This window comes from Ligilactobacillus cholophilus, assembly GCF_030389495.1.
Taxonomy (GTDB): Bacteria; Bacillota; Bacilli; order Lactobacillales; family Lactobacillaceae; genus Ligilactobacillus; species Ligilactobacillus cholophilus.
Map to the genome: position 1 here is coordinate 317,555 of NZ_CP127832.1, position 14,685 is coordinate 332,239.

Annotated in this window: 15 protein-coding genes; 13 read left to right on the forward strand and 2 right to left on the reverse strand. The window is 29.5% G+C overall.

What is annotated here, in order from left to right:
- Positions 1 to 55: 55 nt before the first annotated feature.
- Both QPK35_RS01790 and QPK35_RS01795 read right to left on the reverse strand, forming a co-directional pair.
- Positions 56 to 358: a hypothetical protein gene (locus tag QPK35_RS01790; RefSeq protein WP_290033750.1), complete on the reverse strand. Its 303-nt coding sequence runs from the start codon at positions 356 to 358 to the stop codon at positions 56 to 58.
- Between the two features lie 3 nt (positions 359 to 361).
- Positions 362 to 796, reverse strand: a complete 435-nt coding sequence (locus tag QPK35_RS01795; protein WP_290033751.1) for an HIT family protein — start codon at positions 794 to 796, stop codon at positions 362 to 364.
- Positions 797 to 951: 155 nt separating this feature from the next.
- Here QPK35_RS01795 and QPK35_RS01800 point away from each other — a divergent pair, with 155 nt between their 5' ends.
- The 13 genes from QPK35_RS01800 to nrdR all read left to right on the forward strand — a co-directional run bounded on the left by QPK35_RS01800 (position 952) and on the right by nrdR (position 14,682).
- Positions 952 to 1,692, forward strand: coding sequence for an ABC transporter ATP-binding protein (locus QPK35_RS01800; RefSeq protein ID WP_290033752.1), 741 nt, complete (start codon positions 952 to 954; stop codon positions 1,690 to 1,692).
- A complete protein-coding gene (locus QPK35_RS01805; RefSeq protein WP_290033753.1) occupies positions 1,685 to 2,902 on the forward strand; it encodes an ABC transporter permease in 1,218 nt (405 codons plus the stop codon). The genes QPK35_RS01800 and QPK35_RS01805 overlap by 8 nt, the downstream gene beginning before the upstream one ends.
- Positions 2,903 to 2,966: 64 nt before the next feature.
- Complete coding sequence (locus tag QPK35_RS01810; protein ID WP_290033754.1) at positions 2,967 to 3,767, forward strand: phosphotransferase family protein; 801 nt, start codon at positions 2,967 to 2,969, stop codon at positions 3,765 to 3,767.
- Between the two features lie 45 nt (positions 3,768 to 3,812).
- Positions 3,813 to 4,451: a tRNA (guanosine(46)-N7)-methyltransferase TrmB gene (gene trmB, locus QPK35_RS01815; protein WP_290033755.1), complete on the forward strand. Its 639-nt coding sequence runs from the start codon at positions 3,813 to 3,815 to the stop codon at positions 4,449 to 4,451.
- 15 nt (positions 4,452 to 4,466) lie between these two features.
- Positions 4,467 to 4,787, forward strand: a complete 321-nt coding sequence (locus tag QPK35_RS01820; RefSeq protein ID WP_290033756.1) for a thioredoxin family protein — start codon at positions 4,467 to 4,469, stop codon at positions 4,785 to 4,787.
- 9 nt (positions 4,788 to 4,796) lie between these two features.
- Positions 4,797 to 5,441, forward strand: a complete 645-nt coding sequence (gene ytpR, locus QPK35_RS01825) for a YtpR family tRNA-binding protein (RefSeq protein ID WP_290033757.1) — start codon at positions 4,797 to 4,799, stop codon at positions 5,439 to 5,441.
- A gap of 89 nt (positions 5,442 to 5,530) precedes the next feature.
- Positions 5,531 to 7,759, forward strand: a complete 2,229-nt coding sequence (locus QPK35_RS01830) for a DNA translocase FtsK (protein ID WP_290033758.1) — start codon at positions 5,531 to 5,533, stop codon at positions 7,757 to 7,759.
- Positions 7,760 to 7,828: 69 nt separating this feature from the next.
- Entirely contained in the window at positions 7,829 to 9,160 is a 1,332-nt protein-coding gene (gene murC / locus QPK35_RS01835; protein ID WP_290033759.1) for a UDP-N-acetylmuramate--L-alanine ligase, read from the forward strand.
- A gap of 92 nt (positions 9,161 to 9,252) precedes the next feature.
- The gene (locus tag QPK35_RS01840; protein WP_290033760.1) at positions 9,253 to 9,945 is read left to right on the forward strand and encodes a Bax inhibitor-1/YccA family protein; all 693 of its coding nucleotides are present in this window, start codon (positions 9,253 to 9,255) and stop codon (positions 9,943 to 9,945) included.
- Positions 9,946 to 10,079: 134 nt separating this feature from the next.
- Positions 10,080 to 12,761 (forward strand): DNA polymerase I, encoded by a 2,682-nt coding sequence (gene polA / locus QPK35_RS01845; protein ID WP_290033761.1) that lies wholly within the window; start codon positions 10,080 to 10,082, stop codon positions 12,759 to 12,761.
- 11 nt (positions 12,762 to 12,772) lie between these two features.
- Entirely contained in the window at positions 12,773 to 13,600 is an 828-nt protein-coding gene (gene mutM / locus QPK35_RS01850; RefSeq protein WP_290033762.1) for a DNA-formamidopyrimidine glycosylase, read from the forward strand.
- Entirely contained in the window at positions 13,600 to 14,199 is a 600-nt protein-coding gene (gene coaE, locus QPK35_RS01855) for a dephospho-CoA kinase (protein WP_290033763.1), read from the forward strand. Before mutM ends, coaE begins: the two co-directional genes overlap by 1 nt.
- 12 nt (positions 14,200 to 14,211) lie before the next feature.
- Positions 14,212 to 14,682, forward strand: coding sequence for a transcriptional regulator NrdR (gene nrdR / locus QPK35_RS01860; protein ID WP_290033764.1), 471 nt, complete (start codon positions 14,212 to 14,214; stop codon positions 14,680 to 14,682).
- Positions 14,683 to 14,685 lie beyond the last annotated feature (3 nt).

A 14,685-nucleotide genomic window follows, 5' to 3' on the forward strand; every position in this document is an offset into this window, starting at 1 on the left:
AGAATTTTAACAGTCATAAAATTCTGAAAAAATTCATAGATTATTACAGTTTTTTCTATTGATGTTTTATATTTTTTTCAATGTTATTAATATTTGGCTTAATATTTTGAGAATACTTAGAAATATCAGAACTTAATTCTTCAAAGATGCCCTTTGTATCATTTAAAGTTTTTTTCATTTCAGTAGCTTTATCTTTAACATTAAATGCTTTATCAACAACTTCATCTACAGAACTATTAAGAGAATCCACTTCCACAGAGTAGTTAATTAGTGCATCTAAAATTTTGTCTTTTTTTAAATATGCAATGCCAACAGCTGCACTTGAAATTAAGAAAAATCCGAATAAAAATTTTTTCATAAATTAATCCTCCAAATTCTCACGAATTGAAGATGCTATTTTTTCTAATTTTTCAGATGTATATGCGTTTGAATTATCTTTAAATCTCATTCCAAAATCATCTTCATCACGTGTAAAACGTGGGATAAAATGAATATGTGAGTGAAAAACAGATTGATAAGCAACTTCACCATTATTATTTATAATGTTTAATCCCTTGATTTTAGGATTTGATTTTTCAATTGCTCTTGCAATCATTGGTATTTTAGTAAGAACGTCCATTGCTAACTGTTGATCATAATCATAGATATTTTCAACATGTTTTTTTGGTACGAGTAAAGTATGACCTGGTGTTGCTTGAGATATGTCTAAAAAAGCAAGCACAGTATCATCTTCATATACTTTTGTACTTGGGATATCTCCATTGATAATTTTACAAAAAATACAGTTATTATCCATGTTTGTCCTTCTTTCATTGATTGATTTCATTTTTAGTATACACAAACAAATAATAGATTGCAGTAACTTTCATATAAAATATAGTATATATCATAATTGACTCTATATTAAAATTTCATGTTATAATTTTGAAATAGAAATGAGGAGGAGTAATAATGACACTAAAGGTTAGTGATTTAGTTGGAGGATACTCTCAAATTCCAGTATTAAAGAACATTTCCTTTGAGGTTAATCCACATGAATTAGTTGGACTAATTGGACTAAATGGAGCAGGTAAATCAACAACTATTAAGCATATAATTGGTTTATTAGAACCTTATTCTGGAAAAGTAACAATTGATGGTCAAACTTTGCAAGAAGATCCTCAAGTATATAAAGCTAAACTCGCATATATACCAGAAACGCCAATTTTATATGATGAATTAACATTGAAAGAACATCTAGAGTTAACAATAATGGCATACGATTTAGATTATAAAGAGGCTTGGAAAAAAGCAGAAGACTTGTTAAAAATGTTTCGTCTAGATAAAAAATTAGATTGGTTTCCAAATAATTTTTCTAAAGGAATGAAACAAAAAGTGATGATTATATCTGCTTTTATGACAAATGCAGATATATATATTATTGATGAGCCATTTTATGGTTTAGATCCACTTGCAATAAAAAAATTATTAGATTTAATAGAAAAAGCTAAAGACAATGGAGCAGCCATATTGATGTCTACTCACATTTTATCAACCGCTCAAGAAGTATGTGATCGGTTTGTTATGATAAATCAGGGAAAAGTAGAAGCAGAAGGTAATTTAAAAGCTTTACAACAAAAAATTGGCAGCAATAATGCATCATTATCTGATATTTATTTTAAGATTACACAAGGAGAAAATGAACATGAATAATTTGTGGAATCAACGATTAAATAAATATCAAAAAAAACTTTTGAAATATTTACGCTTTGTATTTAATGATCATTTTATTATTGCACTATTTTTTATTTTAGGTGCAGCTTGTTATGGATATTTTATTTTAATTGACAATTATATAACTAAATATACATTTCAAGATAAACTAGTCGCAGTTATTATTTTATATCTGTTTTTACAAATTGGTAAAATTGCTACTTTATTAAGTAAGCCTGATATAGTTTTTTTATTACCAAAAGATTATGAAATTAATAAATATTTGAAATGCGCATTAAAACATAGTTTTTTCATTAATACAATAATGCAGGGATCTCTTGTAATTATAGTAGTACCTTTTCTTGTGCGCGTTTTAGGATTTAATATAGTTGAATGGATTGTAATTTTAATAAGTCAAATTATTTTAAAGTATAGTTTATTATTGTTGAAAAAATTTGATTTATTTAATACAAGATGGACCAGATCAACTCCAGGAATTATCGTTTATTATATTCTGCCATTATTAGCTATTTTATGTGGTATTTTCTTTTCTTCATGGTTAGAATTAATAATTTCAATTGGATTAATAATTTTAACCAATGCACTTCAAAATAAAATACAGAATAATCATATATTTAAGTGGAATCAAGCAATTGAATTAGAAGAATCAAGGGTAAGAAGAATTTATAAATTTTTTAGTTTATTTACCTATGTACCTGAAGTATCAGAAACAATAAAGGAACGTAAGTATTTAGATTTTCTTTTACCTAAATACTCTAAAGATCAAAATAAAACATATTTATATTTATATTGGCGTGGATTTTGGAGAAATCCAGAATATAGTGGGATTTTTATAAGGTTAACATTAATTAGTTTAATTATTGGATGTTTTGTCAATTTATATTGGTTATCAATTTTATTAATTCTATTATTTATTTATTTAACAGGTTTTCAACTTTTACCACTTTATAATCAATATTCAGATAACATATTTACACATCTGTATCCTTTAAATGAAAAAATACGTGAAAAGAACTTTAAAAATGTTTTACTAAAAATTCTGATTGTACAAATTTTAATTTTAACAATTGTTATTTTTATTAAGACAATGTCAATAATCAAAGCATTAATTTTTATAGCATTAGCAATGATTATAATGTTTTTCTTAATAAAGGTTGTATTAAAACGACAATTGATAAAAATGGCTTGACAGTTATCAAGTAAACTTATAGACTTTAAGTAGTTATCGATATATGTAGGAGGAGAGTAGCGATATGGATTCCAATCCCAAAAAAGGTTGGCGCATTCTCCCAGTAGGTGGCAATACTGGAATGGCATATATGGGTGAAAAAAATGATCGACGTTTATTTTTGAAAAGGAATACTTCTCCATTTTTGGCAGCTTTATCTTTAGAGGAAATCACTCCAAGACTTGTTTGGACTAAGAGAATGGTTTCTGGTGATACATTAACTGCACAAGAATGGATGAATGGACGTAATTTACACCGAAACGAAATGAAACAATCACAGGTATCTGATTTATTGGCTCGTGTTCATCATTCTGAATTATTAAAAAGAATGTGGAAACAGGTTGGTGGAAAAATTACAACTCCTCAAACATTGATTGATGAATGTTATATTAATATATCACCTGATTTACGAAGCCATCCTCTAATTTCAAAAGTATTAAAAGCTTTGAATGATAATCAACCACAGCTGGAGTGCTCGAATTATGAAGTATGTCATGGCGATTTAAATCATAAAAATTGTTTACTATCTGACACAGGAAAACTTTACTTAGTTGATTGGGATTCTGCTAAATTAGCAGATCCTGCATTAGATTTAAGTATGTTAATGTGCCGGTATGTCCCACGTGATGAATGGCAAAATTGGTTAAAGCAATATTTAAAAGCAGAACCTAGTGATAGTTTGAAAAAACGTATTGTTTGGTATACATTTTTGAATTTAATTCAGGCAATTGAAGAAAGTCATCGACGTGGTCGTTTCCATGAAATGAACCAAGACATAATTAAATTATCAGAAATTGTAAAAGATCAAAGTTATTATGAAATTTAAGGTTGTGACAAAGGTCGCAACCTGATTTTTTAGAAAGGAAAATGAATGAGACTTAGAAATCGTCCCTGGGCTAAGCCGCTAATTGAAGAAAATCCCCAATATGTAGTTACATCTCCTGAAGAATTTAAGGGAAAATGGGATACAAGATTTGAAAAAGAAGCCCCATTATTTATTGAAATTGGAATGGGAAAGGGCCAATTTATTGTTGAAATGGCAAAACAACATCCAGAAAATAATTATATTGGAATGGAATTACAAACTGTTGCAACAGGTTATGCGTTAAAAAAACAACTTGAAAATAAATTACCTAATTTGCAACTGGTTCGCGCAAATGGTGCTGCATTAACAGAATATTTTGAGAAAGATGAAGTTGATGGCATTTATTTAAACTTTTCTGATCCTTGGCCTAAAAAAAGACAGGCCAAAAGAAGATTGACATATCCTACATTTTTAAAGCAATATCAAAGTGTAATGAAGAAACAAGGACATATAGAATTTAAAACGGATAATCGTGGCTTGTTCGAGTATTCAATTGTTTCTATGAATAACTTTGGAATGGAATTTGATCAAATTTGGTTGGATTTACATGCAACACCTGATTTAACAGATAATGTATTAACTGAATATGAAGAGAAATTTAGAAAAAAAGGTCCAATTTATAAACTAGAAGCTCACTTTAAGTAGGAGGGACATGAAGTAATGGAAAAGTTAGAAAAAACTAATTTAAAAGAATTAGAGAATAAACTTTCCAAGGGAAAGTATGTATTATTTTTTACAGCCGACTGGTGTCCGGATTGTCGGTTTATTAAACCAGCAATGAGTGAAATTGAGGAAGAATATTCAGAATTCGATTTTATAAAAATTGATCGTGATGAGAATATTGAATTATGTGATGAAATGTCAATTATGGGAATTCCAAGTTTTGTTGTATTTAAAAATGGACAAGAAGTTAGCCGATTTGTAAATAAAGAACGCAAAACTAAACAAGAAGTTGAAAAATTTTTAGATAGTGTGAAATGAGGGATATAAATGTTAATAGCTAGTTATAATCCAAAACATCTTGGGGATGTTTTAATTACAATGATTAATCCAGATGTAAAAGAACAGTCATTTGAAAAAAAAGAAGATGTAGTTCGTATTTTTAATAAAGAAAATAATCAAACGATTGGATATAACTTTTTTGAAATTTCAAAAGTATTGTCTGGATTAAATGGAAATGGACAAATCAAATTAACGACAGACCAAGTAAATGTATTAAATCAACATTTAAAAGAGTTAGGCTTTAAAGATCTATTAACATTTGACAATGAACCAAAATTTGTAGTGGGTTATGTAAAGAAAATGGAAGAACATCCAGATTCTGACCATTTACACATTACTCAAACGTTAGTGGATAATGATAAAATATTACAAATTGTTTGTGGAGCACCTAATATTCAAGAAGGTCAGACAGTCGTTGTTGCTAAAGAAGGGGCAATGATGCCTACTGGTGCAATGATTTGGAACGGCAAATTACGCGGTGTAGAGAGTGATGGCATGATTTGCTCAGCAAGAGAATTGAATCTTCCAAATGCACCTCAAAAACGTGGTATTTTAGTATTACCGGCAGATGAATATCATGCAGGTGATGAATTTGATTTTGATAAAGCTGCAACATTATTTGTAGAAAATTAATCAATAAATTTAGTAATTTGTGATAAAATGGGCTAGGTAACATTCATTTGTTACTAGCCCAATTTTTTTAGTAAGGATGATCATAAATTATGAAACATTATGATGGGCCAGCTTTTTTTAGAAGAGCAAAAAATGATAATATAAAAAAACAAAATTCAGAAAAAAATATTAACGAAAATGAAGAAGAAAATAAAGTAGAACCAGTTAATGAATATAATCATAAGGAATTTCATCCTAGTTATATTCCACCTTCTGTCTTAAGTTTTAGATCAAATAATTTGAGACAAAAGTATAAAAACCTAATTTTTGAAATTAAAAAAGAAGATGATAATTACTTATTATTTGATGATTCTCAAGATGATGACGTAATTGATTTAATTCATAAAGAGTTAGATAGTGTTCAAAGTCAACAAGTTGAAGAGGACATGACTTCAACAGAAGAAATAACAGATAATGAATTCGATAAACAAACATCTGAGAAAGATAATGAGCAAATTTATCAACATGAGATTTATAATTCTGAAATTGACCAATCAGAAATTATGGATAAAAACATAGAAGATACTAAAACAGAATATAGTGAACCAACTGTAGAAAAAATTTCAGAGTCAACAGATGAAGATGAATTCGAAACAAAAGCATGTCGAGTTAAAGATAATTTTGAAAAGAATTCTGAAGTGCATCAATTTAAATCTGAAAAAGAAGATGAAGAGATTGATGTTAAGGATGAATCTAATGCTGTTACAGAGGAACAGGAACCTGAAAAAAATCATGCATTGAACAAATCACTTTCTGATATTTTAAGCGCAGAAAACAATGCACAACATAATTTGAAAATTTTTGATACAAATAATGATGAAGATCATGGAGCAGTTGATATGCATAATAATGAATATAAAGGATATCAACTACCACCATTATCTTTATTACCAGCTCCTATTGCTCATAATAGTAGTCAAACTGAGGAATGGGCTTTAAGTCAATCGCAAATTTTAAACGAAACTTTTAAAGCATTTAATGTTAAAGCTGAAGTGAAAGATTGGACTGTAGGGCCTACAGTAACACAGTTTGAAGTAACACTTGCATTAGGTGTAAAAGTTAGCAAAATAACAAATCTAGCTGATGATTTAAAATTAGCTTTAGCTGCTAAAGATATTAGAATTGAAGCACCAATTTCCGGTAAAAGTAGTGTAGGAATTGAAATTCCTAATAAATTTTCACGGCCAGTAATGCTTTCTGAAGTTTTAAATTCGCCACAATTTAAAAATGCTAAGTCACCTCTAACAGTTGCTTTAGGAGTTGATTTATTTGGAATTCCACAAATTACTAATATTCATGATATGCCTCATGGATTAATTGCTGGTGCAACAGGTTCAGGGAAATCAGTATTTATTAATAGTTTACTAGTTTCATTACTGTATAAAGCAACTCCTCAAGATGTAAAATTACTTTTAATTGATCCTAAGACAGTTGAAATGGCACCATATGAAGGATTACCACACCTTTTAGCTCCGGTTATTTCTGATCCGCAAGCTGCAACGGCATCTTTAAAATGGGCAGTTGAAGAGATGAATCAAAGATATGAAAAATTAGCAGCTGCTGGAGTTAGGGATATAGATGCGTTTAATAAAAAAGCTGAAGATACAGGTGAATATGGTCTTCATATGCCATATATTGTAATTATTATTGATGAGTTAGCTGATTTAATGATGACAGCATCTGCTGAAATTTCAGATTATATTGGTCAAATCACAGCTAAAGCTAGAGCGTGTGGAATTCATTTGTTAGTAGCTACTCAACGTCCAAGTGTTGATGTAATTACTGGAACAATGAAGAACAATATCCCAACAAGAATTGCATTTATGGTATCAAGCCAAATTGATTCTAGAACGATTATCGATTCATCTGGTGCTGAAAAGTTGTTGGGAAAAGGTGATATGTTATATTTGGGCAATGGAAAGAGCCAAGCTAAAAGGCTTCAAGGAACGTATATCAATGATGATAAAATTGATGAAGTAGTAGCTTTTGTAAAACAGCAAGGTAAACCGCAATATGCATTTGATCCAGAAAACTTAAAGAAAAAAGAATTAAGTCATGAAAATGAAGATGAATTACTTCCTCGGGTATTAGATTATATCGTTAATGAAGAAAGCATCTCTACATCTAAATTACAGCGAGTATTTTCAATTGGATATAATCGGGCAGCTCGTATTATTGAAGAATTAGAAAAAAGACAATATATTTCACCAGCACGTGGTTCAAAACCTCGGAAAGTATTCTTAACTCAAGAAGAATTAGATAAGTTACTTGGTGAATAAAATCAAAATTTATAAGTAAATTGATTTATGGTACACTGTACCTAATAAGCTTAAGAAAGGGTTTTTTAAATGAACATGGATGCAACATATTTTTTTGTTGGAATTAAAGGAACAGGAATGAGTTCACTTGCTTTAATTTTGCATGATAAAGGATGCAAAGTTATGGGATCTGACATTGATAAATATACTTTTACGCAACGAGGGTTAGAACAAGCTGGAATTAAAATATTATCTTTTGATAAAGATAATATCAAAAAAGATATGATAATCGTTGCTGGAAATGCATTTGATGATGATCAAGAAGAAATTAAACGAGCAAAAGAGTTAGGCTTAAAAGTAATGCGCTATCCAGAAGTTGTTGAGATGATTATTGAAGAAACAACAAGTATTGGAGTTGCAGGGGCTCACGGTAAAACAAGTACAACAGGGCTTTTAGCCCACGTATTAAGTGGTGTTTCACCTACAAGTTATTTAGTAGGTGATGGTTCAGGAAAAGGTACACCTGATGCACGTTTCTTTGTCTTTGAAGCTGACGAATATAGAAGACATTTTGTGGCATATCATCCTGACTATGCAATTATGACCAATATAGATTTTGATCATCCTGATTATTTTACAGGAATTGAAGATGTATGTGATGCATTTGAAACCTTAGCAAAGCAAACCAAAAAGGGTATTTTTGCATGGGGTGAAGATAAGTATTTACGGAAAATAAAAGCAAATGTTCCAGTATATTATTATGGAACTGAAGAAAATGATGATTTCATAGCTAAAAATATTAAACGAACAACACAAGGTTCAAGTTTTGATGTTTTCTTCCATGATCAATTTTTGGGTAATTTTGAAACACATTTGTTTGGTGAACACAATGTATTAAATACACTAGCTGTAATTGCTGTTAGTTATTTTGAAAAGATTGATTTAGATCAAATCAAAAAACAATTACTTACATTCAAGGGTGTAAAGCGTCGTTTTACAGAAAAGACGGTTGCTGACATGGTTATTATTGATGACTATGCTCATCATCCACATGAAATTCGTGCTACGTTAGATGCTGCAAGACAACAATATCCAAATAAAAAGTTAATTGCAGTTTTCCAACCTCATACATTTACGCGTACCATTGCTTTAATGGATGACTTTGCAGAAAGTTTAAATATTGCAGATCAAGTTTATTTAACTGATATTTTTGGGTCTATTCGTGAAAACAGTGGAAATGTTTCTTCTGCTGATTTAGGTAAGAAAATTACTAAGGGTGGCGAAGTATTAAAATTGGATAATATGTCACCATTATTAGATTATCATGATGCAGTAGTAATATTTATGGGTGCAGGTGATATTCAAAAATATGAACGTGTATATGAACAATTATTAAGCGAATTAAGTTTAAATAATAATTAATACTTAATCATATAAAGGTAAAATTTAATTAAACAATAATAAACTATGATATAATCCTTAACATACAAATTAATAACTAAGGAGAGAATTTAATGAATAATTTTGATCAACAATCATCTTTGAATACTCAAGGATTAAATCAATTTCTTTCAAAGATGTATGCCTACATGGCGGGAGCAATTGCTATCTCTGCAATAATGGCATATGTTACAGCAAGATTTTTAGCAAGTACTATTTTTTCAAGTCCATTAACAATGATTGTGCTTGGAATTATTTTAATTGCGATGGTATTTTCATTATCATTTAATCCTAATCGAGCACCAGCGATGAGCATTGCAATGTTATTTATTTATGCAGCAATTGAGGGGATTCTCTTTTCTTCAATTTTAACTGTTTATGCCTCAAAAGATATTACAATGGCTTTTGTATCAGCTGCTGTAGTTTTTGTAGTTTTAAGTGTGTTTGGATTAAATACAAAAAAAGACCTATCTAGGATTGGACGACAAGCAATGGCTGCATTATTTGCATTATTTATTGTTTCAATAATCAATTTATTTTTAAAGAGTGCAGCAATTGAATATGTGTTCAGTTATATTGGAGTTGTTATTTTCACAATTTTAACGGCTTGGGATACTCAAAGAATGAAACAATTATATGTTGAATATGGTAATCAAATAGGTGTTACTAATTTAGCTATAAATGGAGCTTTACAACTTTATTTAGATTTTATTAATATTTTTATTTACTTATTAGAAATTTTTGGAAATAACAGTGACAATAATTAACAAAAAACTATGACATTAGTCATAGTTTTTTTATTAGCCTTAAAGTAGTGATATTTAAATATCTTGCTTCTTTTTAATTTTAGTGATGATTTGGTAAAATATACTTAATATTATGTGATTAAAGGAAGAAAAAAATGAGCAATCAAGAAAAAAAATTATTATTAATCGACGGAAATAGTGTTGCATTTAGAGCATTTTATGGTTTATATAATTCTTTGGATAAGTTTGTAAATCATGATGGCTTACATACTAGTGCAATTTATAGCTTTAAAATTATGCTTGATAAGTTGCTCAAACAATTGCAGCCTACAAATGTTTTAGTAGCGTTTGATGCTGGCAAAGAGACATTTAGAACAGAAAAGTTTAACCAATATAAGAAACAAAGATCAAAGACACCAACAGAATTATCTGAGCAATTTCCGTTTTTGCGAGAAATGTTAGCAGATTATGGGATTAAAAGTTATGATTTAAAAAATTATGAAGCAGATGACATTATTGGTACATTAGCAAAAGAAGCTGAAGAGGAAGGCTTTATTACTACGATTGTGACAGGAGATCGGGATTTAACTCAATTAGTTACTGCTAAAACAACTGTTGCAATTACAAAAAAAGGAGTAAGTGATATAGAAGAATATACTCCGGACTTTATTAAGGAAAAATATGGATTAGCACCAAAACAAATCATTGATATGAAGGGATTAGTGGGAGATACTTCAGATAATTATCCTGGCGTAACTAAAGTAGGCGAAAAGACAGCAATTAAATTATTGAAGGAATATGGATCTATCGAAGGAATATATGAAAACATCGATAATATGCGTAAATCTAAAATGAAAGAACATTTAATTGAAGATAAAAAAGTTGCTTTTATGAGTAAAGATTTAGCTACAATTAGACAGAATGCTCCTTTGAAGATTGGTCTAAAAGATACAAAATGGAATGGGATTGATTACGATAAGTTAATTGAATTTTATCATCAAATGGATTTTAAACGTTTTTTAGAGGAGTTAAATTTAGATGATAATGCCGATTGTGATAAATCAAAAAATATTGAGCCAATTAATTTTGAAGAATTAAATCAAGATAATCTTACGACTTTATCTAATATTCCTGAAAAATCCTCAGTGGTTTTTCATCTAGAAATGGATGGGGATAATTATCATGTTGCACCGATTATTGGTTTCTCACTAATGATAAATCAAAAAATTTATACCTCAAGAGATTTTAAATTGTTGCAAACTCCAATTTTGAAAAAAATTATAGAAAATCCTCAATTAAAATTAGACGTTTTTAATGCGAAAAGAAATTATGTTGGTTTGAATCGACTTGGAATTCAAATGACAAATGTAGACTTTGACCTACTTTTAGTATCTTATCTATTAAATAATATTGATAATAGTGATGACCTTGGGCTTCTTGCACATGAACATAATTATTTAAATATTGAAAGCGATGAGGAATTCTATGGAAAAGGTTCAAAACATTCTATTCCAGAAGATAATGAAGTTTTATTAAGTCATTTAGCTCATAAAGTACAAGCAATTGCTGACTTGAAAAATAATTTGTTTAAACAATTAGAAAATCATGATCAGGTAGATTTATATAAGACAATTGAGAGGCCATTATCAATTGTTCTTGCTCAGATGGAAATAGCAGGAATTAAAGTTGATGTTGATCGCTTGAAAGCAATGCAAAGTGAATTTAAAGAACGATTAGCAGAAATTGAACAACAAATATATCAAGAAGCAGGCGAGAAATTTAACATAGGATCTCCTAAACAATTAGGAGTAATTTTATTTGAAAAGTTAAAATTACCAGTTATTAAAAAAACTAAAACGGGATATTCAACAGCTGTAAGCGTGTTAGAAAAATTACGTGGTTTAAATCCAATTATAGATAATATTTTGATGTATAGACAAATTTCAAAATTACAATCAACGTATATTGAAGGTCTGTTAAAGGTAGTTTTATCAGATGGTAAAATACATACTCGATATACACAAACTTTAACAGCTACAGGTAGATTGTCTTCAGTAGATCCTAATTTGCAAAATATTCCAGTAAGGTTAGAAGAAGGAAGGAAGATTCGTCAAGCCTTTATTCCAAGTCATAAAGGTTGGCAGATTTTTTCATCTGACTATTCACAAATTGAGTTGCGTGTTTTAGCTCACATTTCAGGAGATAAAAATATGCAAAAAGACTTTAAAGAGGGTTCAGATATTCATGCAAGTACAGCAATGAAAATTTTTGGATTATCTAGTCCTGATCAAGTAACTCCTAATATGAGAAGGCAGGCAAAAGCAGTTAATTTTGGAATAGTTTATGGTATTAGTGATTATGGATTGGCACAAAATATTGGAATAACACGAAAACAAGCTAAAAAATTTATTGAGACATATTTTGATTCTTTCCCTGGAGTATATAAATATATGACAGAAATTGTTGAACGAGCAAAGAAACAAGGATATGTAGAAACATTGTTCCATAGAAGACGTTATTTGCCTGAAATAAATAGTAAAAATTATAATTTACGTTCATTTGCTGAGCGTACTGCAATGAATTCGCCAATTCAAGGAAGTGCTGCTGATATTATTAAAATTGCGATGATTCATATGCAAGAAAAATTAAAAGAAAAGGGTCTTAAGGCAAAAATGCTTTTACAAGTGCATGATGAATTAATATTTGAAGCGCCTAAAGAAGAAATTGAAATTTTAGAAAAACTTGTACCTAGCGTAATGGATTCAGCAGTTAAATTAAGCGTACCTTTGAAAGTTGAAAGTGCTAGTGGAAATACATGGTTTGATGCTAAGAAATAAGGAGGATTCGAATGCCAGAATTACCTGAAGTAGAAACTGTAAGAAGAGGTGTCTCAGCACAGGTGTTAAATATTAAAATAAAAAAAGTTGATATTTATTACACTAAAATGATTGTTGGAGACATTGATAATTTTAAAAAAAATATTACAGGACAGAAAATTGAAAAAATAGACCGTAGAGGTAAATACTTACTATTTCGTTTTTCAAATAATTATACGATGGTTTCTCATTTAAGAATGGAAGGAAAATATTTAATTGAAGATCATGACGTTCCTTTAGAGAAACATAGTCATGTTGTCTTTGAATTAGATGATGGTCGTGATTTGAGGTATAATGATACCCGTAAATTTGGACGAATGCAATTAGTAAAAACGGGAGAAGAATTGAATCTTCCTGGAATAAAAAAACTTGGTCCAGAACCATTATGTGATGATTTTACAGTTGATGATTTTTATCAACGATTACAAAAAAAGAAAAAAATGATAAAACCAGCTTTACTAGATCAAACTGTAGTAACAGGATTGGGTAATATTTATGTGGATGAAGTTTTATGGATGAGTAAAATACATCCTCAAACGATTGCTAGTCATTTGACTAAAGCTGATGTGAAAAAATTACACGATAATATTATTAAAGAATTAAAGTTAGCTATTAAAGCACAAGGGACAACTGTTTTTACTTTTAAAACTGCTTTTAATCATGCAGGTGATTTTCAAAATCAGTTACATGTTTATAGAAGAACGAATGAATTATGTGAACGTTGCGGTACAAAAATAGAACGAATTGTAGTTGGGCAACGTGGTACACATATATGTCCTAAGGAGCAAAAAATAAAATAATGACATACGTATTAGGTTTAACCGGTGGAATTGCATGTGGAAAAACAACTGCAAGCAATATTTTAAGGGAATTTGGTGCAAAAATAATTGATGGGGATATTGTGGCTCGCCAATTACAATGTAAAAATCAAATCGGACTTAATAAAATAGTTACTGAATTCGGTACAGAATATCTATTATCAAATGGAGAACTTAATAGAAAGAAGTTAGGCGATTTAGTTTTTAATAATCAAAAAGAACTAGAAAAATTAAATCAAATTATGTCTCCACTAATTAAACATGAAATTTTAAATGAATTACAAAATCTAAAACAAAAACAAGTTAAATTAATTGTATTAGATATTGCACTTTTATTTGAAGGAAAATACGAGCGCTTTTGTACAAGTACGATGGTAATATGTACAACACGTGAACGACAGATTAAGCAATTAATGGAACGTAACCATTTTACTAAACAAGACGCAATAGCACGTATTGATGCTCAAATATCAAGTAAAGTACGGAATCAAAATGCAGATTTTATCATAAAAAATGATGGTACATTTGAAGATTTAAAGCTAAAAATGATAAAATGGTTGTCAATGAATAAGTTGTTATAAGAGGTGAAAAGAATGCTTTGCCCACAATGTCATAATAATAGTTCACGTGTAGTGGATAGTAGGCCAGCAGATAATGGTCGCGCGATTAGAAGAAGACGTGAATGTGAAAAATGTGGTTTTAGATTTACTACATTTGAACGAATTGAAACTACACCTTTACTTGTAATTAAGAAAAATGGAGCACGCGAAGAGTTTAATCGTGATAAAATTCTTCATGGAATAATGAGAGCTGCGGAAAAACGCCCAGTAGGTATGGATAAAATCACAAGTGTAGTAGATGAAGTTGAACAAAAAGTTCGTGCTGTAGGCGGAACCGAAATTTCTAGTCAATTAATTGGTGAATATGTCATGAGTATTTTAGTAGATGTTGATGATGTAACATATATTCGCTTCGCAAGTGTTTATCGCGAATTTAAAGATATGAAATCATTTGCACAAGAATTGCAAGAATTAATGAAGAGAAATGGAAAAGATGCAGATTAATAA

Excerpts from the sequence above, each read along its gene's own strand:
- nrdR (WP_290033764.1), top strand. The coding sequence starts at position 14,212 with ATGCTTTGCCCACAATGTCATAATAATAGTTCACGTGTAGTGGATAGT.
- QPK35_RS01810 (WP_290033754.1), top strand. The coding sequence starts at position 2,967 with ATGGATTCCAATCCCAAAAAAGGTTGGCGCATTCTCCCAGTAGGTGGC.
- QPK35_RS01830 (WP_290033758.1), top strand. The coding sequence starts at position 5,531 with ATGAAACATTATGATGGGCCAGCTTTTTTTAGAAGAGCAAAAAATGAT.
- QPK35_RS01790 (WP_290033750.1), bottom strand. The coding sequence starts at position 358 with ATGAAAAAATTTTTATTCGGATTTTTCTTAATTTCAAGTGCAGCTGTT.
- polA (WP_290033761.1), top strand. The coding sequence starts at position 10,080 with ATGAGCAATCAAGAAAAAAAATTATTATTAATCGACGGAAATAGTGTT.
- murC (WP_290033759.1), top strand. The coding sequence starts at position 7,829 with ATGAACATGGATGCAACATATTTTTTTGTTGGAATTAAAGGAACAGGA.
- trmB (WP_290033755.1), top strand. The coding sequence starts at position 3,813 with ATGAGACTTAGAAATCGTCCCTGGGCTAAGCCGCTAATTGAAGAAAAT.
- QPK35_RS01805 (WP_290033753.1), top strand. The coding sequence starts at position 1,685 with ATGAATAATTTGTGGAATCAACGATTAAATAAATATCAAAAAAAACTT.
- QPK35_RS01800 (WP_290033752.1), top strand. The coding sequence starts at position 952 with ATGACACTAAAGGTTAGTGATTTAGTTGGAGGATACTCTCAAATTCCA.
- QPK35_RS01840 (WP_290033760.1), top strand. The coding sequence starts at position 9,253 with ATGAATAATTTTGATCAACAATCATCTTTGAATACTCAAGGATTAAAT.
- coaE (WP_290033763.1), top strand. The coding sequence starts at position 13,600 with ATGACATACGTATTAGGTTTAACCGGTGGAATTGCATGTGGAAAAACA.
- mutM (WP_290033762.1), top strand. The coding sequence starts at position 12,773 with ATGCCAGAATTACCTGAAGTAGAAACTGTAAGAAGAGGTGTCTCAGCA.
- QPK35_RS01795 (WP_290033751.1), bottom strand. The coding sequence starts at position 796 with ATGGATAATAACTGTATTTTTTGTAAAATTATCAATGGAGATATCCCA.
- ytpR (WP_290033757.1), top strand. The coding sequence starts at position 4,797 with ATGTTAATAGCTAGTTATAATCCAAAACATCTTGGGGATGTTTTAATT.
- QPK35_RS01820 (WP_290033756.1), top strand. The coding sequence starts at position 4,467 with ATGGAAAAGTTAGAAAAAACTAATTTAAAAGAATTAGAGAATAAACTT.